We start from the raw sequence: 20,725 nt of genomic DNA, 5'->3' as shown, positions 1-20,725 counted from the left end.
TTAACTGAACTAATGGGAGCGGGTTACCGCGAAGAAGTAAGTTAATCTTGACCCTCTGTTTTATTAATGATAATTCTAAAACTTGTTCGGATTCGAACCGAAATTAGCCGTGTTCTGGAGTAAATTTTATTTGACCATTAATTGTGGAGCAGGTGGGGTTCGAACCCACGACCGATGGCGTGACAGGCGGAAGTAAGTTTTAATTGGCCTTTTACAGGTAATTTCAAAACTAACATTGCTCTAACCGCTGAGCTACTGCCCCAATTGTATGTTTGAGTTTAAAAGATAATTGTACAAGTAAATTTGGAAAGTTTTCGAAGTAACTTACACTTGACCTGATCAACTCAATTTCTATTTCTATGAACTTGTTTTATTTCTTGAACAAAGATTTCAAAACCACTGCGCAATTATTCTGCGTAGTGAAATAAAAATTGTATTTTTGATTAAATCTCTTATATGAATTTACAAGAAAAGTATACCGATTTGTTTAGCCGAATTGGCTTTAACGCTAATGAAATTGAGACTTTATGGGTTGATTTAGAAAAAGCGTATTCCGGCAAATCAAGGCATTATCATAATTTAAATCATTTGAAAGAAATGATTGAATTGTTTGATGAATATCAAAATCGTCTCAAAAATCCGGATGAAGTTTTGTTTAGTATTTTCTACCACGACTACATTTATAAAGCCACACGAAAGGATAATGAGCTCAAAAGTGCCGAATATGCGTTGAAAGTAGAGACGCACAGCAGTGCGTCTCTACTGAATAAAAATTTAATTTTTGATGCTATTTGTGCGACACAATCCCATCAGCAAAATGACATTGAAGATATCAATTGGCTTATTGATTTTGATTTAAAAATACTTGCTAAAGATTGGAATGATTATCAAATCTACTTTAACCAGATTAGAAAGGAGTATCGCGTCTATCCTGATTTTCTATACAATCCCGGCAGGAAAAAGGCATTGGAACATTTTTTAGAAAATGAATATATATTTCAGACAGAAGAATTTAGAAGATTGTTTGAGGAGAAAGCAAGAATTAATATTGAAAAAGAGATTTCTTTATTAGCGTAAATGCGTGAGGGATAGAGGCGATATCCTTTTGACAGCGAAGCAAGACAAAAGATAAAGCCGAAAGCCCGACCCGAAGGGACACGCCCAAAAAATTAAACTATGGCACAAAACAAAAATGCTCTCATCAGATACAAAACGATAGACAAATGCCTGCAAAATTCTTATAGAACCTGGACTTTAGAGGACTTAATGAATGCCTGTTCTGATGCTCTGTATGAATATGAAGGAAAAGAAAATCCGGTAAGCAAACGAACCGTGCAGCTCGACATTCAGATGATGCGCAGTGAAAAACTGGGATACAACGCACCAATCGTTGTTTACGAAAAGAAATATTATAAGTATGAAGAGGATAGCTTTTCTATAACTGATATTCCGCTTACGGAAACTGATATCAATGTGCTCACCGAAACCGTTTCGATGCTGAAACAATTTAAAGACTTTTCTTTGTTTAGCGATGTATCGGATATACTGCAACGTTTGGAAGATAAAATCTACGCCGAAAAATCACATACAAAACCTGTAATTTATCTGGATAAAAATGAAGGATTAAAAGGACTCCATTATCTCGATGAAATTTATCAGGCCATCATTAAAAAAACGGTTTTGGTACTTACCTATAAATCATTCAAATCTACAGAAGAAAGCACCTTCAATTTCCATCCTTTTTTGTTGAAAGAATTTAACAACAGATGGTTTTTAATCGGAAAACGAAAAGGCTCTGCTCCTATCACTAATTTAGCTTTGGACAGAATCGTTTCTATTGATTATGATTTTAATCTCCCTTATATCGAAGAAGATTTTGATGCCGAATTATTTTATAAAAATGTAATCGGCGTTACCGTAAATACAGGTTCAAGACCCCGAAAAATTGAACTCTGGATAGATGCCATAAATGCGCCTTATGTACTGACAAAACCTTTACACCAAACACAACGGCTTATTAGAGAGAATGAGGACAAAAGTATTATTATACATTTATTCCTTTCACCAAATTATGAAATGGAACGTATACTATTGGGCTTCGGTGACGGAATTGAAATCATTAGCCCCGAAAATCTAAGAGACCGTATGAAAAGAATACTCGCGAAAGCGTTGCAAAGATACGAGTAGATGAAATTCCAAATTTTTAAATTCCAAATTCCAATTGCTGTAGAGACGCACAGCAGTGCGTCTCTACGTGGTGCGTCTCTACGTGATGCGTCTCTACGTGGTGTGTCTGTTCACGGTGTGTCTGTTCGTGGTGCGTCTGTTCGTGGTTCATTTGTACGAAACATTTTGCATTTCACAAACAAACATTTTTCATTTTACAGAAAACATTTCACCATACAAATTCAATATTTCATAAAAATTACCTTAAATAAAAGAATCATTATTATTTTGAATGCCAAAAACAAATTACAAACCAATTAAATTTATTAAAATTCAAAAAAAGAATAGTATATTTCAAATAAAAAACAACCCTAAACCACTCTAATTCAGAGACATTTTTTTATTAACAAAAAATTTATCTTAAAATTATATGCATGCATAGTATTTTTTGATTATATTTGAAATCGATATAGTTACATATGAAAGACAAAACAATAGATTATATTTTGAGAGCTACATGGCAAGCCGTATCAAGAATGTACAACGAAGAAGCTGCTAAATACGATGCCACCATGGCCACCGGGTTTGCGCTTTTGAGTATCGACAAAGAAGAAGGTACGCCTTCAACAGCTCTTGGACCAAGAATGGGAATGGAAGCGACCAGCTTAACCAGGACGCTTAAATCAATGGAAGAGAAAGGTCTTATTGTTCGCAAAAAAAACCCAACAGACGGTCGCGGTGTCTTAATTTATCTCACCGAATTTGGAAAAGAAAAAAGGGACTTATCTAAAAATACCGTTCTGAAGTTTAATGAAACGGTAAGAAAACATGTTTCTGACGAAAAGATGCAACATTTTATCGAAGTATCAGAAATCATCAATGAATTAATTCAGGATAAAAATATATTTAATCAAACGGAAAAACCAGAAAATGAGTAATCTTAATTCAAATAAGTAAACTCAAATTCAAATAAAAAAACAAAATATTAACTACGTATGAAACGCACAATTAAAAAAGTCGCTGTAATCGGATCCGGAATTATGGGTTCAGGAATAGCTTGCCATTTTGCTAATATTGGTGTTGAAGTTTTACTGCTTGACATCGTACCGCGCGAGTTGACAGAAGCTGAAGCTAAAAAAGGATTAACACTTGAAAGCAAAGCAGTTCGTAACCGATTGGTAAACGATCATTTAGCAAACTCCTTAAAATCTAAACCCTCTCCTATTTACAGTCAGAAATTCGCAAACCGAATTACGACCGGAAATACGACAGACGATATGGCAAAAATTGCCAACGTAGATTGGATTATTGAGGTTGTTGTCGAGCGTTTGGATATTAAAAAATTAGTATTCGAACAAATCGAAAAATTCCGCAAACCGGGAACTTTAGTTACTTCTAATACTTCCGGTATTCCAATTCACTTTATGAGTGAAGGAAGAAGTGAAGATTTTCAACAACACTTCTGTGGGACACACTTTTTTAACCCTGCGCGTTACTTAAAATTATTCGAAATCATTCCTGGCCCAAAAACTTCAACTGAAGTATTGGATTTCTTAAATGAGTACGGATCTAAATTCTTAGGAAAAACTTCGGTTGTTGCTAAAGATACTCCGGCATTTATTGGAAACAGAATTGGTATTTTCGGAATTCAGAGTTTATTCCATTTAGTAAAAGAAATGGGACTAACAATCGAAGAAGTTGATAAATTAACCGGTCCGGTTATTGGTCGTCCAAAATCGGCTACTTTCCGTACTGTTGACGTTGTTGGTTTAGATACTTTGGTACACGTTGCCAACGGTATTTACGAAAACTGTCCGAACGACGAACAACACGAATTGTTCAAACTTCCTGATTTCATCAACAAAATGATGGAAAATAATTGGTTGGGAAGCAAAACAGGACAAGGTTTCTACAAAAAAGTAGACCGAGACATTCTTTCTTTAGACTTAGATACATTAGAATACCGTCCGGCTAAAAAAGCCTCTTTCGCTACTTTAGAATTAACTAAAACTATCGATAAACCAATCAATCGTTTTAAAGTTCTAGTAAAAGGAAAAGACAAAGCAGGAGAATTCTACCGTAAGAGTTTCGCCGGAATGTTTGCTTATGTGTCAAACAGAATTCCTGAAATCTCAGACGAATTATATAAAATAGACGATGCCATGAAAGCTGGTTTTGGATGGGAAAATGGTCCATTCGAAATTTGGGATGCTATTGGTGTTGCCAACGGAATCGAAATCATGAAAGCAGAAGGTTTAGCACCTGCTGCATGGGTTACTGAAATGTTAGCGTCAGGAAGTGAAAGTTTCTACTCTGTAAAAGAAGGAGCAACTTATTTCTATAACATTCCAACAAAATCTCAAGTAAAAGTTCCGGGACAAGATTCATTCATTATCCTAAACAACATTCGCGAAAGCAAAAAAGTTTGGAGTAACAGCGGTGCAATTATCCAAGATTTAGGAGATGGAATTTTGAACTTAGAATTCCAATCTAAAATGAATACCATTGGTGGTGACGTACTTGCTGCTATCAATAAAGCAATCGACTTATCTGAAAAAGAATACCAAGGTTTAGTAATTGGTAACCAAGCAGCGAATTTCTCTGTTGGTGCTAATATCGGTATGATTTTCATGATGGCGGTTGAACAAGAATACGACGAATTAAACATGGCGATCAAATTATTCCAGGATACGATGATGCGTGTACGTTACTCTTCAATTCCCGTAATTGTGGCACCTCACGGTATGACTTTTGGAGGTGGATGCGAAATGAGCTTACATGCTGATAAAGTCGTAGCTGCTGCTGAAACTTACATGGGATTAGTTGAATTCGGAGTTGGTGTACTTCCTGGTGGTGGTGGATCTAAAGAAATGGCTTTAAGAGCTTCTGATTTATTCCGTAAAAACGATGTGGAGCTGAATGTTCTTCAAGAATATTTCTTAACGATCGCTATGGCTAAAGTTTCAACTTCCGGTTATGAAGCTTTTGACACTGGACTTTTACAACACGGTAAAGATATCATTGTAGTAAACAAAGACCGTCAAATTGCTGAAGCCAAAAAACACGCCTTATTAATGGCAGAAGCAGGTTATACACAACCGATCAGAAGAACTGATGTGAAAGTATTAGGAAAACAAGCCCTTGGAATGTTCTTAGTTGGAACAGATCAAATGGAAGCCGGTAAATACATTTCTGAGCACGATAAGAAAATCGCAAACAAACTGGCTTACGTTATGGCTGGTGGTGATTTATCTGAAGCAACATTAGTATCTGAACAATATTTGTTAGATATCGAACGTGAAGCTTTCTTATCTCTTTGTACAGAGAGAAAAACATTGGAAAGAATTCAGTATATGTTAACTAAAGGGAAACCACTTCGTAATTAGAAAATAGAACAAGGAGAAAAGAATATAGATTTCAGACAACAGTCTATTCTCTATACTCTATTTTCTATACTCTTAAAAAACAAAACAAATGAAAACAGCATATATCGTTAAAGCTTACCGTACTGCGGTAGGAAAAGCACCAAAAGGGGTTTTTAGATTTAAAAGACCTGATGAATTAGCTGCAGAAACCATTCAGTTTATGATGGACGAACTGCCTGATTTTGACAAAAAACGTATCGATGACGTTATGGTAGGAAATGCCATGCCGGAAGCAGAACAAGGACTAAACGTTGGACGTTTGATCTCTTTAATGGGATTAAAAGTAGAAGATGTTCCTGGTGTAACTGTAAACCGTTATTGCGCATCCGGATTAGAAACTATCGGAATGGCTACTGCTAAAATTCAATCAGGAATGGCTGATTGTATTATTGCAGGTGGTGCAGAAAGCATGAGTTTTATTCCAATGGGAGGTTACAAACCAACTCCGGATTATAAAGTAGCGGCTGCAGGTCACGAAGATTATTACTGGGGAATGGGGTTAACTGCTGAAGCGGTTGCCAACCAATATAAAATCTCAAGAGAAGATCAGGATGAGTTCGCTTACAATTCTCATATGAAAGCTTTGAAAGCACAGGCAGAAGGAAAATTTGACAAACAAATCGTTCCAATTACTGTTGAGCAGACTTTCATTAACGAAAATGGTAAAAAAGAAACAAAATCATACGTAGTAAAACAAGACGAAGGTCCAAGAGCCGGAACATCTGTTGCTGCATTATCAGGATTAAGACCTGTTTTTGCTGCTGACGGAAGTGTAACCGCGGGTAACTCTTCTCAAATGAGTGACGGAGCTGCTTTTGTTTTAATCATGAGTGAGGATATGGTGAAAGAATTAAATCTTGAGCCAATCGCCAGATTAGTAAACTTCGCTTCTTCAGGGGTTGAGCCTAGAATTATGGGTATTGGTCCGGTAAAAGCAATTCCAAAAGCCTTGAAACAAGCTGGATTGACTTTGAACGATATCGAATTAATTGAATTAAACGAAGCGTTTGCTTCTCAAGCTTTAGCAGTTACTCGTGAATTAAATATTAATCCGGAGATCGTAAACGTAAACGGTGGAGCAATTTCATTAGGACACCCACTGGGTTGTACCGGTGCGAAACTTTCTGTTCAGTTATTTGACGAAATGAAACGCAGAGGTAATAAATACGGAATCGTTTCGATGTGTGTTGGAACTGGACAAGGTTCTGCGGGGATTTACGAGGTTTTATAAGATAGTATTCGCAAAGTTTGTCATTCTGAGGAACGAAGAATCTTCGTAAGTAACTCCATAAAGATTGATAATCGGTACGGATAATTGTCGCGGAGATTCCTCCTTCGTCGGAATGACAATATTGAGAATAATCAGAAACAAAAAAACATACAAAAAAACATAAGCAATGGCAGATACTATCGAAAAAAACGTAACCCGTGGTGGTCAGTTTTTAGTTAAAGAAACAAAATGCGAGGATGTCTTCACACCGGAAGATTTCTCGGAAGAGCAGTTAATGATGCGTGATTCTGTAAAAGAGTTCGTAGACAAAGAATTATGGGCACATAAAGATCGTTTCGAAAAGAAAGATTATGCATACACTGAATCTTCTATGCGTAAAGCGGGTGAACTTGGACTTCTTGGAGTTGCAGTTCCAGAAGAATACGGTGGATTAGGAATGGGATTTGTTTCTACTATGTTAGTTTGTGACTACATTTCGGGAGCTACAGGTTCTTTCTCAACTGCTTTTGGAGCTCATACAGGAATTGGAACTATGCCAATTACGCTTTATGGTACAGAAGAACAAAAGAAAAAATACGTTCCTAAATTAGCCTCTGGAGAATGGTTTGGAGCTTATTGTTTGACTGAGCCAGGTGCAGGATCTGATGCTAACTCAGGAAAAACAAAAGCTGTTCTATCTGAAGACGGAAAATACTACTCGATCACAGGACAAAAAATGTGGATTTCGAATGCAGGTTTCTGCAGCGTATTTATCGTTTTTGCTCGTATTGGAGATGATAAAAATATTACAGGTTTCATTGTTGAAAATGATCCGGCTAACGGAATTTCAATGAATGAAGAAGAGCATAAATTAGGAATTCGTGCTTCTTCTACTCGTCAGGTTTTCTTCAACGATACAAAAGTTCCTGTTGAAAACATGTTGTCTGAAAGAGGAAACGGTTTCAAAATTGCAATGAATGCTTTGAATGTTGGTCGTATTAAATTGGCTGCTGCTTGTTTAGATGCACAACGTAGAGTTACGGCAAATGCTGTAAAATATTCAAACGAAAGAATTCAGTTTAATACTGCAATTTCAAGCTTTGGAGCAATTCGTGCTAAATTAGCTGAAATGGCTACTAACGCTTATGCAGGTGAAAGTGCTTCTTACAGAGCTGCAAAAGATATCGAAGACAGAATTGCTGCCCGTGAAGCGGAAGGAACTTCTCACCAGGAAGCTGAATTAAAAGGTGTTGAAGAATATGCTATCGAGTGTTCAATCCTGAAAGTAGCAGTTTCTGAAGACGTACAAGCTTGTGCTGACGAAGGAATTCAGATTTTTGGTGGAATGGGATTCTCTGAAGACACTCCAATGGAAAGTGCCTGGAGAGATGCCCGTATCGCTAGAATCTACGAAGGAACAAACGAAATTAACAGAATGCTTTCTGTTGGTATGTTGATCAAAAAGGCTATGAAAGGTCATGTTGATTTATTAGGACCAGCTATGAAAGTTTCTGAAGAATTAATGGGAATCCCATCTTTTGATACGCCTGATTTTTCTGAATTATTTGCTGAAGAAAAATTAATCATTGCCAACCTGAAAAAAGTTTTCTTAATGGTTGCCGGAAGCGCTGTTCAAAAATACGGTCCGGATTTAGATTCTCACCAACAATTATTGATGGCAGCTTCTAACATCTTAATCGAAGTTTACATGGCTGAAAGTACTATTTTAAGAACTGAAAAATTAGCCAAAAAAGAAGGTGAAGCTAAAGTTCAAGAGCAAATTGCAATGGCAAAATTATACTTGTACAAAGCCGTAGACATCGTAAACTTAAACGGAAAAGAAGGAATCATTTCTTTTGCTGAAGGTGACGAACAACGTATGATGTTAATGGGACTTAAACGTTTCACAAAATATACAAACAATCCAAATGTAGTAGCTTTGAGAGAAGTTATTACTTCTAAATTAGTTGCAGAGAACGATTACTGCTTCTAATATAAAAATAGTTTTTAGCTTTTAATTTGTTTAAACCCGCACTTGTCCGAAACAGTGCGGGTTTATTTTTTTTTATCTTTTGACACGAATTGCACCAATTTACACAAATTAATTATTTGCTAAAGATTCCTATAAAGGGCGTTTAGTACTTTGCCAAGATTGGACGCGGATTATACGGATTTGCAATAGCAAAAACGCTGATAAAAACGGGTTTCTCTTTTTCTTATTAAACTCAATACTATTTGAGTTTCATTTTTACTGCTGCACATTTTTTAACTTGAGTTTTATTTTTTATTAATTGGTTGGTTTCATAATCAAATCATTATCCCGATCAGAACTAAGATTTAAAAAACGCTCGTATTCCCTTAAAACATCTGAAATGATGCCATCTTTACTTAAATATTGAACATCATATCCCATTCTGTGATCTCCAAAATAAGTAATCGGATGAAATGTAATTTCTGAATCACTGTCGGGGCTATTTTTTTCATTTATTAAAGTTTCCGAAATGGTGAGTGCCTGAGCCATTACACCATATTTAAAATTTCGTAGCTGATCAAATTTGATTTCCAATTCAATCGCGTGTTGAGGCGATGAAAATGAATTGATATTCGCATCGACATTATTGTTGGCTAACTCTGCTTTTAATTCTATAAATGCTTTTTTCACAGTTGTGTCAATAAATCTGTGTACATCTTTCTTTTCAGAAAACGTCAGGATTTTTTCGAGATGCTCTTTCCAATTATTGTTGTTCCAATTTAAACTTCCGTGGGAATATTTTTTAATACTGTATTCATTATCCGCGACAAGTGCTTTCCATAAGTTATAACACAACAAAATCATTATAATTCCAAACGGCAAGGCCGATATAAGGGTCATCGTCTGTAATGAGGCTAATCCGCCTGTTCTTAACAAACTTAAAGACAAAAGCGATAATAGAACTCCCCAAAAAACACTTTGCCATTTAGGCGAGTTAATAGCTCCTTTTGAAGCAATGCCATTCATTATAAAAATACCCGAATCTGCAGAAGTGATAAAAAACACACAGATAATTAGTATAGACAAAACATTCAAAAGCGTCGTAAAAGGGAAATAACTAAAAAAGTTAAACAATAAAGTATCGGGGTTATTGGCTAATTGACTTAAAGCGCCATGTGCTACATGTTCGTCTATCCATACGGCACTGCTTCCAAAAACAGTCATCCACAAAAAATTAAAAAACGCTGGAATAAACAAAACGGCCAAAATAAACTCTCTGATTGTTCTTCCTTTAGAAATTTTCGCAATAAACAATCCTACGTAAGGCGCCCAGGAAATCCACCAAGCCCAGTATAAAATCGTCCATTTAGAAAACCACTCCTGACTGCCTTTTTCATAGGCATAGGTGTTAAAAGTAAGCGATATAAAATGACTGATGTAATACCCCAACCCTTCTGTAAAAGTGCTTAAAATATAAATTGTTGGTCCAAAAACTAATATAAACAACATCAACAATATAGCCAGCAAAATATTCATTTCACTTAATTTCTTCACCCCTTTTCCTAAACCAGAGATTGCCGAAAAAACCGCGATTACCATTACAACTAAAACAATAGCAACTTGATATTTAAAATCCGTATCCGGAATAATTTTAAGGCTTACCAATCCGGCACATAACTGTACAACTCCAAAACCTAAGGTGGTTGTGATGCCGAAAAAAGTACTGCATAAACCAAAAACGTCAATTATATCACCAAATCTTCCATGTATTTTATCCTTAAGCATCGGGTAAAAACCACTTCTGATTGCAAGTGGCAAATTATGTCTGTACGTAAAATAAGCCAACGACAATCCTACCACACCATAAATAGACCAAGCATGAAAACCCCAGTGAAAGAAAGTGTACAACTGTGCTTCTTTGGCCCGAAGATCAACGGCTAAATTAGCATTAGCGGGAGTTGCATAGTGCGACATCGTTTCACTAACACCAAAATACATTAATCCAATTCCCATTCCGGCTGCAAAGAGCATTGCCACCCAGGAGAAAAAAGAATAATCCGGTACAGAATCGTCATGACCCAGTTTAATTTTTCCCAATTTACTGGTAGCCAACCCTATTAGAAACAACACAAAAACGGTCACTAATAACACATACAACCAGCTCAGATTTTTAAAAACCAACTCTTTTATAAAATTGAAGACCTCTTCCGTTTCAGTCGAGAAAAAACCACAGCATAGAGAAATTGCGATAATTATTGCCAAACTTGGAAATGCAACAGATTTGCTGAAATTTGTTTTAAACACAACTGAAGTATTTAATTTATTCATAATTGAAAATATTTAAAAACCGATTAATTACTAGGTAAAAGCCCAAACAAAAAACAACACTAACCATTGATTTACAAATGATTGCAAGAATAAAATCTAACTATAGTAAATTTACTTAAAAAGAAACAGTAATCCACAAAAAAACAAACAGTGGAAAATCAATGTTTTAAACGAAGCTAAAAAATAAGGAGGAAAATAAAATTTAACCTAAATGTTCTATATTTAACATTCTAAAAACTTCAAAAAACAAAAAATGAAACAACTCAATCTAATTGCTTTCTTTTTATTGTGTAGCTGTACGATATCTACTTTTGCTCAAAAAAATAAAAAGATGGACATCATCGCGTATTATACAGGCGATGACAAATTAATCAACGAATATGAAATAAGCAAGCTAAATCAAATTATTTTTAGTTTTTGCCATTTAAAAGAAGGAAAATTAAGCGTTGACACTCCAAAAGATTCTGTCACAATCAAACATTTGGTTTCCTTAAAAGCTTCCAATCCACAACTAAAAGTGCTTTTATCTCTTGGTGGCTGGTCTGGTTGCGAACCTTGTTCAGCAGCATTTTCAACCGCTGAAGGAAGACTCCTTTTTGCTAAATCAGTAAAAGAACTCAGTGATTATTTCAAAGTAGACGGTTTAGATTTAGATTGGGAATATCCGGCTATAGAAGGACTTCCGGGGCATTTATACCAACCCGCTGATAAAACTAATTTTACGGAACTAATCAAAATTTTGCGCAGTACTTTAGGCAAGAAATACGATTTAAGTTTTGCCGCAGGAGGCTTCCAAAAATACCTAGACGAATCTGTAGAATGGAAAAAAGTGATGCCTTTGGTAAATCGTGTAAACATCATGAGCTACGATTTGGTAAACGGATATGCAACTGTTACGGGTCATCATACGCCTTTATATAGCACTAACCCGAAAGAGGAATCTACAGACCGAGCGGTTGAGTATTTACTAAAACTAGGTATTCCGGCAGAAAAACTAGTGATTGGTGGTGCTTTTTATACGAGAACATGGAAAGAGGTAGCAAATGTAAACAATGGTCTATATCAACCGGGTGTGCATATTCAAGGAGTTTCTTTCAAAAATTATGCTACAACTTATACAGAAGCTAACGGATGGAAATACTTTTGGGATGACAAAGCAAAAGCGGCTTATTGGTACAACGAAAAAGAAAAAACATTTGCAACCGGAGACAATGTTACTTCCATAAAAGCTAAAGCGGAATACGTAAAAGCTAAAAAATTAGGTGGAGTTATGTTCTGGGAACTTCCTTTAGACACTCCTCGTGATGGATTGGTTAATACCATTTATGAAGTTAAAACTGCAAAATAAACTAGCTGTAAAGCAAAAAAAGGGGCGTTATTTTCAAAATAACCCCCCTTTCTATTTGTAGCCAAGCCTTAACCTGCATAAATACTACTTAACACATAGAGACATAGATTTGGAATTAAATCTTTAAAACGTTTCCAGAAAATCATAATTTTTCCACATAGTTCTTATGTTGCTTCTTTTTAAGTAAAACGTTTCTACCATCCATGCGGGCTATACTTTTAAACGTTAAACAAAATACACTCGATAAATTATTACTTAATTTTGCTCTTATCTAATTCCCCAATAAAAGGAATTGCTTCCAAAATCTCGGCTTTAATAATCGTTTGCAAATAGACTTCTAACTGAATAAATTTTGCTGCATTAATTGCTCCAACGGCTTTTTTAGCTTGTCCATACGTTTTACAATACAACTTCTCATAGTTCATATGATTTTTCAAAGTTCCTTTGGCTAATTCATCCGCTTTTTCATCTGTAAGCGTTTCGTAATTTGCAGCATAATCATTTATTAATTTAAATTTCGCCTGACCAAGCGCATTTCGCTGCTCCTCGTATTTATCATAAATTTTAGTAAAAGCAACATTTTGAGCATCAGATAAATTCATGTATTGCTTTACCAAATCAGCTTTAGATTTACCGTAAATACTTTGCAAAACCTCAACATCTTCTTTAAATGAAGATTGAGAATAACCCCAAGAGGCCGAAACACACATAACGAAAACAAGAATTAATTTTTTCATAATTTAAATGTTTAATGGTGAAATGTCAATTGTGAATTGTGAAATTTAATTTTTGATATTGTAAAGTTTAATCGTGCTTAAAAAAAGGAATATTGATAGGAAAGCGTCAAGGCGTAATAGTTTAAACCATTGTTGGTATAAGCACCTACATGATATTGTAATTTCAGAGACTGGCCTTTTGCAACGGGTGCGGCAAAAGTCCCTCCTACTCTCCAGTTATCAATCTCACTATCATCTGAAACTCCGTCTGTGATTGTTTTTCCGCCAAAAAACCAGTTGGTGTTAAAGCCAATCCACATATTATTTTTAAAGTAATAACTTGCATGCCCTTGAAGGCTGTACGTATGCTTTTGCTCTAATTTTTTACCCAAAAAATCATTGTTATTGGTATAAAACCAAATTCCTCCGTAAGCTTCTGCATAGAAATGAGAAAACCGTCTGGAAACTCCAATTTCAGGTTTAAAAGCCCAACGATTTGTTCCTATATTAATCTTTTTATCATCGTAATATTTCCCGGTTGGAATCGAGGTTACTAAACTGACTCCTAAAATGGTCTTTTGCTCAAAATCTTTGAAATCTTTTTTATCGAGTGCCGGAGACCCCAATAAATTGATTCCCAATCGCACTTTCATGTCTGCTAAACCTGATCTGGTTCCAGTCAAAACAGCACCATTGGTAGCCGTCAGCGATCCGTCCATAAAAGTATACGGAAGGGAGACCTGTACACGCGCCAGTTTGTTCGCAAGTCCAAAAGTTCTGATATAACTTCCGACCAAATTATGACTCTGAATGGTAAAATCCTTAACAGGCAACGATGGGTCTGTTAATACGTTTCCGTCCATAAAACCATAACCAACCGCAACCACATTAAGGTCTTTGGCCACGTTGGCGTAAACTCTGGGTTCTAAATCCTGACTGTAAATTGAAAATGAAATTAAAGATAGTACTACTACAAAACGATGTCTTTTAGACAAAATAGGAAAAACTTTTCTTGGCATAAACGAATAGATTCAAGGCATAATAATCAAACTAAAACTCTATTTTTTATTCTCTTCTGTTTTGGGAGCTCTGATCTTTCCGTCATACGAAATCACACCTCTGTTATTGCTGTTAATAGACACATTTGCTCCTCCATCATAAAACACAGAAAACAAAAGAACATAAACATCACGTTCCCCTTTTACCGTCATTTTGATGTTGTATCCTTTTTTCTTATTCTCAATTGTAATATTTTCAGGTTTTCCTTCAAATTTCATTCCCCCGTCTGATGAGCCATAGGCCACATTATAGCCACGGCCAAAATAAGGCAAATCACAGGTTACTTTTTCTTCACTAACCTTCATCGTATAGGTGTTGAAATCTAAAATGATCGTTCTATACCCCATCGGATTCGCTCTCTCAGCGTCAAAAACAAAATTTTTAGAATTAATCAGGGCTTCTGTTTCTTTTTGTTTTTGAAGTTCCCTTTCTGCTTTTAACTGTTTTTTCGTTTTTTCCTGAGCGAAACCATTGCTGGTTATAAAGGTTAATAACACCAATAAAAATGATAATTTCGTTTTCATAAAATGAATTTAATAGTGTTTAAACAAGAAGATTTTTTTTATTTTTTGGTAAATCGCATCATAGCGATATCGCCCGAAATGAAGTGCAGTGTTTTCCCTTCATCCGTAACATCGTACGAAGTTATTTTAGGAAGGGTGCTCATAAAAGTCTGTTCCCCCTGATTATTCGTACACATCTTTTTTGTAACGGCCATGGGTTGCGTAAAATCAATTTTGTTTCCGTCAATACTCAATTTACCGTTAAAATTATTGCAGCTGTTGCTTCCTGAAACCCGTTTTTCCTTTAAATCAAAATTGATTGTTGGTTTTCCATTGGGGTACAAACCATCAAAAGTTATTTTGGGCCCGGATATATAATTGAGTTCCCAGGTTCCTTCTAATTTAGAAGCAGAATCTCCTTTTTTACATTTAAAAACATTGCATGAACTTAGCATAAGTCCAAAAAGAACTAAAACAGAAATATATTTTTTCATAACGTTAAGTATTAAAAGTTAACCAATTATAAAAACAGTATTCGCGAATTTTTCTTTAAAGTGTACACGAATTTAAACAATATTTTCGGTATATCTTTAAAACTTATCTTTAATTACAACCCTTAATTTTAGATTTTTTTAACTTTTATAGTCCCCCAATTCAGTCCTTTTGTGTTAATTTTACTTACTATTAAACTTAAAAGCCTCTTTCATGAAAAAAATAATTGTATCTTTCGCTATAATTACAGCCTTAATCATTGGTTGTAAAACAAGTACAAAATCAAATGATGCCAAAACGCTGACCATCGCATTGGAACCAAAAAGTAACAGTACCGTAACTGGAACTGCCACTTTCACAGAAAAAAAAGGCAAAGTAACTTTTGTTGCAAAAATGTCGGGTTTAAAACCGGGAGTACATGCGATACACATTCATGAAAAATCAGATTGTACGGCTGCTGACGGAAGCTCTGCAGGAGGTCACTGGAACCCCACTTTTAAGAAACATGGTAAATGGGGTGTTGGTGAATATCACAAAGGAGATATCGGCAACTTCACCGCAGATGAAAAAGGAAACGGAACGATTACAATGACTACTGATGAATGGTGTATTGGTTGTGAAGATGAAACCAAAAACATCTTAGGAAAAGGCTTAATCGTGCATCAGGGAGTTGATGATTTCACCTCTCAGCCAGCAGGAAATGCAGGAGCCAGAGTCGCCTGTTCCGGAATCATAAAGTAAAAAACACGATAACCACTAGATTTAACAAAATCTAGTGGTTATTTCATTTAAAATTAATCTTAACATCAGAAAAAAATATAGCTTTGTAGCCTCAAACTAAAGTTAATGATTAACCCATCGGCATCAGGCTGGATAGATAAATTTTTTAGCGAACAAAAGTTCTCAGAAGCAATCCCTTTTGAGACGGTGGATTCGTTCTATAATAAAGTCAGAGAAACGGGCTTTATTTATGGCCATATCATCTCTATTAATTCTCAAATTCCTGTTGCGATACAAGGCTGGTTTAAAACCGAAATTTCTAAAGTTGCGCTTTTAAACACCTTATACAATATGTATTGTTTAGAAAAGAGAAGTTCTGAACCAAACAATTTTATAGCGGAAGTTTTAAAATTCTACAAAGAAATGAATCCCGAAGGATTTAGTTTGTTTAAAATTTTACTTCCAAAAGACACGCCTTCTTTAGCCTTAGAAAACATAATCGATCAGCGCGTTCAGACTAATGACAGCATTATTAGTAAAAACTTTTCGCATCTGGTAACCAATGCCTTATTGTTTATTGATGTATTGGCTTTCAGACAGTATTTAGCACATGGCGAAATTCCTGAAAAATATTTAAAACGAATTGAAGAAACCGTTCTCGGTATTGTGGCTTTAGCCTTAAAAACCAAAACCGTTAAATCACAGCATGACGATTTATTGATTAAATTGTTTGAAGCTTCTATCCGTTATTCCAAATTTTCAAAAGTTACCGTAGACACGTTAGAAACGCTGCAATTGGATTATTTTAATAACAAACTGGAGCAGTACTATTTAATTGACATGGCCGGAATGGCACTTTGGAGCGATGGTGTCGTAGAAAACGAAGAGGCTTATTTCCTGCACTCCTTAGGATCGATGATGGGAGTTTCTGATGCTTTTGTAACGACAAGCATCACGACAACCAACACCTTTATTACGACTCATAAAAAGAAAATCCCATACTTTAATTACTCTAATCCGGTAAAACATTTTTACGATCAGATGACACATACTGTTGTGAAACTAATTGTAAGGAACAAAAACAGATTGGTTAAGGAAATCGTTCAAAGCAAAGAATTAATGATTCTGTTGGCGTATTCTACAACAAGAGATCTGGATGCCAAAGAAAAGAAAAAGGTAAAAAAACAACTGTTGGATATTTGTAAAACGATTCCGTCCTTAACTATCTTTTTACTTCCGGGCGGAAGTTTGTTATTACCGATTTTAATCAAGTTTATTCCAACTTTGTTGCCTTCTGCTTTTAATGAGAATTTAGACGAGAATGAATAAAAAAAATCGCCCTTTTGAGGCGATTTTCTATTTCTTAAAGATTGTTTAACTGATAAACATCATCTAATTCTTCATTCGAACTAATATTTACATTCAAATCCGTTACGAAACCGGAATTTAAACCGTAAACCCATCCGTGAAGTGTTAGGTCCTGACCATTTTTCCAGGCTCCTTGAACGATTGACGTTTTAGCTAAGTTGTAAACCTGCTCTTTAGCATTGATTTCTACAAAAGCATTAAAACGCTCTGTTTCATCTACAATCGAATTTAAATATTTGTCATGTAAACGGTATTCGTCTTTAATATGACGAATCCAGTTGTCGATAATTCCAACGGATTGATTCCCCATAGCCGCTTTTACACCACCACAACCGTAATGCCCGCAAACAATAACGTGTTTCACTTTTAATACGTTTACTGCATAATCCAGAACGCTCAACATATTCATATCAGAGTGAACGACCATATTGGCAATGTTTCTGTGTACAAAAACTTCTCCCGGTTTAGCACCGATAATTTCATTAGCAGGAACACGGCTATCAGAACATCCGATCCATAATAATGGCGGAGTTTGTCCTTTGGCTAAATCTGCAAAAAAATTAGGGTCTAATGCTAATGATTTCTCAACCCACTCTTTATTGTTTTCTAATATTTGCTTATAAAAATCTTTCATTTTTTGTTTCGTTTTTAGTTAGTATTTCTAACTTGATTAAAGGTATCAAAAATAATTTTACCGAACGGCAGCTTAATTTCGATACTTCTTTCATTTCAGAAATACCTCAATTAATTTATTTTTATTTTTTAGAATCTTCGTTTGCAACCTCTTTTTTCACCATGGTTCTCTTAGCAACATCATAATAATGTTCGATAGATACATGATTATTGATATCCGGTGAATTTTCTAACTCGTAAGCTTCTTTAAAGCCTTTAAGTTTTACTTTGATATTTTGATCAACAGCACGTGTTCCTTTAAATTCGCGAATTAAATCTAAAACGTCATGTGCAATATACTCTGTATCGTGTGCATTAATAATTACTTTAGAATTTTCAGGAATTTCATTCAATGTTGATTTGATTGCTGCCTTATTTAAGAAGGAAACCTCCTGAGCCAAATCAATATGAATAACATCTCCGTCTTCGTATTCTTCTTTTTTGAAACTGTAAGCTCTTTTTAAGTTTCCTCTCAAAACAAAAATAATACTGATTACAATTCCCAGGGCAACTCCTTTAAGTAAATCTGTTGCTACTACAAACACTAATGTTGCAATAAAAGGAATAAATTGGTATTTACCTTTTTCCCAGAAATGTTTAAATGTTGCCGGTTTCGCTAATTTATATCCAACCAAAATCAAAACGGTTGCTAAAGTCGCTAACGGAATTTTATTTAAAATTGTTGGAATAGACAAAACACTAAGTAACAAAAGCACACCATGAATGATGGCTGACATTTTAGATTTTGCTCCTGCGTTATTATTTGCAGAAGATCTCACCACAACTGATGTCATTGGCAAACCACCTAAAAGTGAACTTAATATATTACCAATTCCCTGTGCTCTAAGTTCTACATTGGTATTAGTATAACGCTTCTGAACATCCATACGGTCAGCGGCTTCAATACATAACAATGTTTCAATAGACGCCACAATTGCAATTGTAAGCGCCACAACCCAAACCTGAGGATTCGATACCGCAGCAAAATTTGGCAAAATTAAAATAGATTTGAATTCATCAAAAGACTTTGGAACCGGTAAAGAAACCAAGTGTTCTTTTGTAATGGCTAATGAACTTCCTGAAGAAACAAAAATTTCGTTTAAGACAACACCCGCAACAACAGCAACAAGTGCCCCCGGAATTAATTTAAGATTCTTTAAAAACGAAATCTTATCCCATGAAATTAAGATCACCAGAGAAACCAAAGAAACCACTACCGCTCCTAACTGAATATGATTTAATATATCGAATAAAAACGAGAAGGTATTGCTCCCGTCGTTTTGAATAAAAGCCTGGTCTCCTTCAAAATCAGCATCGTAACCAAAAGCGTGTGGCACTTGTTTTAAGATGATAATGATTCCGATACCGGCTAACATTCCTTCGATCACATTTGTTGGAAAATAATTTGAAATACTTCCGGCTTTTAAAAATCCTAATGCCAATTGAATTAATCCGGCAATAAAAACAGACAATAAAAACACATCGAAAGCGCCAAAATCGGTAATAGCAGTTAAAATAATAGCTGTTAAACCAGCTGCCGGTCCCGAAACACTAATATGAGATTGGCTTAAATAACCAACCACGATACCACCGATAACACCCGAGATAATTCCGGAAAACAAAGGAGCTCCAGATGCCATTGCGATACCTAAACACAATGGAAGAGCCACTAAAAAGACCACTAAACCTGAAGCAAAATCAGATTTAAGATTGGCAAAAAGATTGATTTTTTTTGTCATAATACAATACTAAGAATTGATACATTAAAGAGCAACTGCATTTATCTATAAATACAGTTCGTTTAAAATAATCGGAAGTATTATGCCAAGTTGGGTGGTGGAGCAAATATACTCGGAGAAATATTATCTAATTCGACAATATTACCGGATACTATATTTTTTGATTCATTAAAAACCGGCATAACCAATTCATGCTGAAATATAGCCGCGTAAACAGCTGCTTTAAGTTCTTTGTGTGATTGCTCTTCTTCAGAGCAACTGAAAGTTACGCACGTATCACTACCTTTCTTTAGCACACAAACAATTGTTGGTGTTGCCAAAAAAGCAATAAATAGAAATAGTAATATGCGAGCGATTAATTTCATTGTGGCAAAAATAGCGTTAAACGAATAAAATCAAAGCGAGAAGGCAAAAATTTTATAGAAATTTAACATTATTAAAAAATCAGAATGACAGCAATCCGTCATTCTGATTTTAATCCATTTATAATTAACTATTTATAATGATTCTTCCAACCAGGCATTCATCATCCAGATTGTTTTTTCTTGCTCTGCAATGAAATCACTCATCATCGAATTGGTCCCTTCGTCATTGATTTCACCGGACTGACTAAGGATTTCTCTTTCAATTTTTAATAAATCTGATAACGAATGTACTATCAAGTGAACTGCCTTTTCATCATTAGAGATGTTTTTCCCAACCATTAATTTGTTGTTTTTGATATAATCTTCAAAAGTATGCAAAGGAGTCCCTCCTATTGTCAAAACTCTTTCTGCAATCATATCTATTTTTAATTGAGCATCTGTATACAATTCTTCAAACTTCACATGCAAATCAAAAAAACGTTTCCCACGAATATTCCAATGAATCCCGCGTAAATTTTGATAATACACCTGAAAATTGGCTAACAACACATTTAATTCTTTTACTAATAATTCTGACTCTTTTACAGGTAATCCTAAAATATTTGTTTTCATAATCCTTATTTTTACACTAATTTACTACAA

General features: G+C 35.1%; 19 protein-coding genes and 1 tRNA gene. 10 read left to right on the top strand and 10 right to left on the bottom strand.

Going from position 1 to position 20,725, the window contains the following annotated elements; genetic code table 11:
* Positions 1-144 precede the first annotated feature (144 nt).
* Positions 145-262: transfer RNA gene (locus ACHRV5_RS19275), tRNA-OTHER, on the bottom strand.
* 194 nt (positions 263-456) lie between these two features.
* Here ACHRV5_RS19275 and ACHRV5_RS19270 point away from each other — a divergent pair.
* From ACHRV5_RS19270 to ACHRV5_RS19240, 7 genes are all read left to right on the top strand, one after another.
* On the top strand, positions 457-1,077 hold the full coding sequence (locus ACHRV5_RS19270; RefSeq protein WP_395427846.1) for a hypothetical protein: 621 nt from the start codon (positions 457-459) through the stop codon (positions 1,075-1,077).
* 99 nt (positions 1,078-1,176) lie between these two features.
* The gene (locus ACHRV5_RS19265) at positions 1,177-2,187 is read left to right on the top strand and encodes a YafY family protein (RefSeq protein WP_047773679.1); all 1,011 of its coding nucleotides are present in this window, start codon (positions 1,177-1,179) and stop codon (positions 2,185-2,187) included.
* The gene (locus ACHRV5_RS19260; RefSeq protein WP_395427845.1) at positions 2,188-2,487 is read left to right on the top strand and encodes a pentapeptide repeat-containing protein; all 300 of its coding nucleotides are present in this window, start codon (positions 2,188-2,190) and stop codon (positions 2,485-2,487) included.
* Positions 2,488-2,645: 158 nt separating this feature from the next.
* On the top strand, positions 2,646-3,104 hold the full coding sequence (locus tag ACHRV5_RS19255) for a MarR family winged helix-turn-helix transcriptional regulator (protein WP_047773682.1): 459 nt from the start codon (positions 2,646-2,648) through the stop codon (positions 3,102-3,104).
* 57 nt (positions 3,105-3,161) lie between these two features.
* Positions 3,162-5,552 (top strand): 3-hydroxyacyl-CoA dehydrogenase/enoyl-CoA hydratase family protein, encoded by a 2,391-nt coding sequence (locus ACHRV5_RS19250; RefSeq protein WP_047773684.1) that lies wholly within the window; start codon positions 3,162-3,164, stop codon positions 5,550-5,552.
* Between the two features lie 88 nt (positions 5,553-5,640).
* Positions 5,641-6,822 carry a thiolase family protein gene (locus ACHRV5_RS19245; protein WP_395427844.1) on the top strand — a complete coding sequence of 394 codons (1,182 nt, stop codon included), beginning with the start codon at positions 5,641-5,643 and terminating at the stop codon, positions 6,820-6,822.
* 166 nt (positions 6,823-6,988) lie between these two features.
* Positions 6,989-8,794, top strand: coding sequence for an acyl-CoA dehydrogenase family protein (locus ACHRV5_RS19240; protein ID WP_047773689.1), 1,806 nt, complete (start codon positions 6,989-6,991; stop codon positions 8,792-8,794).
* A 294-nt stretch (positions 8,795-9,088) separates the two neighbouring features.
* On the opposite strand, the gene ACHRV5_RS19235 is transcribed toward ACHRV5_RS19240, so the two are convergent.
* Positions 9,089-11,101 (bottom strand): BCCT family transporter, encoded by a 2,013-nt coding sequence (locus tag ACHRV5_RS19235; RefSeq protein WP_395427843.1) that lies wholly within the window; start codon positions 11,099-11,101, stop codon positions 9,089-9,091.
* Positions 11,102-11,354: 253 nt separating this feature from the next.
* On the opposite strand from ACHRV5_RS19235, the gene ACHRV5_RS19230 reads away from it, so the two are divergent.
* Positions 11,355-12,449 (top strand): glycoside hydrolase family 18 protein, encoded by a 1,095-nt coding sequence (locus ACHRV5_RS19230; protein WP_395427842.1) that lies wholly within the window; start codon positions 11,355-11,357, stop codon positions 12,447-12,449.
* Between the two features lie 251 nt (positions 12,450-12,700).
* Here the strand turns inward: ACHRV5_RS19230 and ACHRV5_RS19225 are convergent, their stop codons facing one another.
* The 4 genes from ACHRV5_RS19225 to ACHRV5_RS19210 all read right to left on the bottom strand — a co-directional run bounded on the left by ACHRV5_RS19225 (position 12,701) and on the right by ACHRV5_RS19210 (position 15,221).
* Positions 12,701-13,186, bottom strand: a complete 486-nt coding sequence (locus ACHRV5_RS19225; protein ID WP_047773695.1) for a hypothetical protein — start codon at positions 13,184-13,186, stop codon at positions 12,701-12,703.
* Between the two features lie 77 nt (positions 13,187-13,263).
* A complete protein-coding gene (locus tag ACHRV5_RS19220) occupies positions 13,264-14,184 on the bottom strand; it encodes a transporter (protein WP_395427841.1) in 921 nt (306 codons plus the stop codon).
* A gap of 39 nt (positions 14,185-14,223) precedes the next feature.
* The gene (locus ACHRV5_RS19215; protein WP_395427840.1) at positions 14,224-14,748 is read right to left on the bottom strand and encodes a DUF4251 domain-containing protein; all 525 of its coding nucleotides are present in this window, start codon (positions 14,746-14,748) and stop codon (positions 14,224-14,226) included.
* Between the two features lie 38 nt (positions 14,749-14,786).
* Complete coding sequence (locus tag ACHRV5_RS19210; RefSeq protein WP_395427839.1) at positions 14,787-15,221, bottom strand: META domain-containing protein; 435 nt, start codon at positions 15,219-15,221, stop codon at positions 14,787-14,789.
* A gap of 211 nt (positions 15,222-15,432) precedes the next feature.
* Between ACHRV5_RS19210 and ACHRV5_RS19205 the strand changes: the two genes are divergently transcribed.
* Together ACHRV5_RS19205 and ACHRV5_RS19200 are read left to right on the top strand one after the other, a co-directional pair.
* The gene (locus ACHRV5_RS19205) at positions 15,433-15,960 is read left to right on the top strand and encodes a superoxide dismutase family protein (RefSeq protein ID WP_047773702.1); all 528 of its coding nucleotides are present in this window, start codon (positions 15,433-15,435) and stop codon (positions 15,958-15,960) included.
* 105 nt (positions 15,961-16,065) lie between these two features.
* A complete protein-coding gene (locus ACHRV5_RS19200) occupies positions 16,066-17,268 on the top strand; it encodes an LETM1-related biofilm-associated protein (RefSeq protein WP_230002701.1) in 1,203 nt (400 codons plus the stop codon).
* 34 nt (positions 17,269-17,302) lie between these two features.
* Here ACHRV5_RS19200 and can read toward each other — a convergent pair whose 3' ends face one another.
* The 4 genes from can to ACHRV5_RS19180 all read right to left on the bottom strand — a co-directional run bounded on the left by can (position 17,303) and on the right by ACHRV5_RS19180 (position 20,695).
* Positions 17,303-17,941, bottom strand: a complete 639-nt coding sequence (can, locus tag ACHRV5_RS19195) for a carbonate dehydratase (protein WP_047773706.1) — start codon at positions 17,939-17,941, stop codon at positions 17,303-17,305.
* 121 nt (positions 17,942-18,062) lie between these two features.
* Positions 18,063-19,718, bottom strand: coding sequence for a SulP family inorganic anion transporter (locus tag ACHRV5_RS19190; protein ID WP_395427838.1), 1,656 nt, complete (start codon positions 19,716-19,718; stop codon positions 18,063-18,065).
* Between the two features lie 80 nt (positions 19,719-19,798).
* The gene (locus ACHRV5_RS19185; RefSeq protein ID WP_395427837.1) at positions 19,799-20,038 is read right to left on the bottom strand and encodes a hypothetical protein; all 240 of its coding nucleotides are present in this window, start codon (positions 20,036-20,038) and stop codon (positions 19,799-19,801) included.
* A 177-nt stretch (positions 20,039-20,215) separates the two neighbouring features.
* A complete protein-coding gene (locus tag ACHRV5_RS19180; protein ID WP_395427836.1) occupies positions 20,216-20,695 on the bottom strand; it encodes a Dps family protein in 480 nt (159 codons plus the stop codon).
* Positions 20,696-20,725 lie beyond the last annotated feature (30 nt).

This window comes from Flavobacterium sp. FlaQc-52 (assembly GCF_044007495.1).
Classification (GTDB): Bacteria; Bacteroidota; Bacteroidia; order Flavobacteriales; family Flavobacteriaceae; genus Flavobacterium; species Flavobacterium cupriresistens.
Note: the sequence above shows the minus strand (reverse complement) of the source record. Positions and strands in the feature narration are given on the sequence as shown.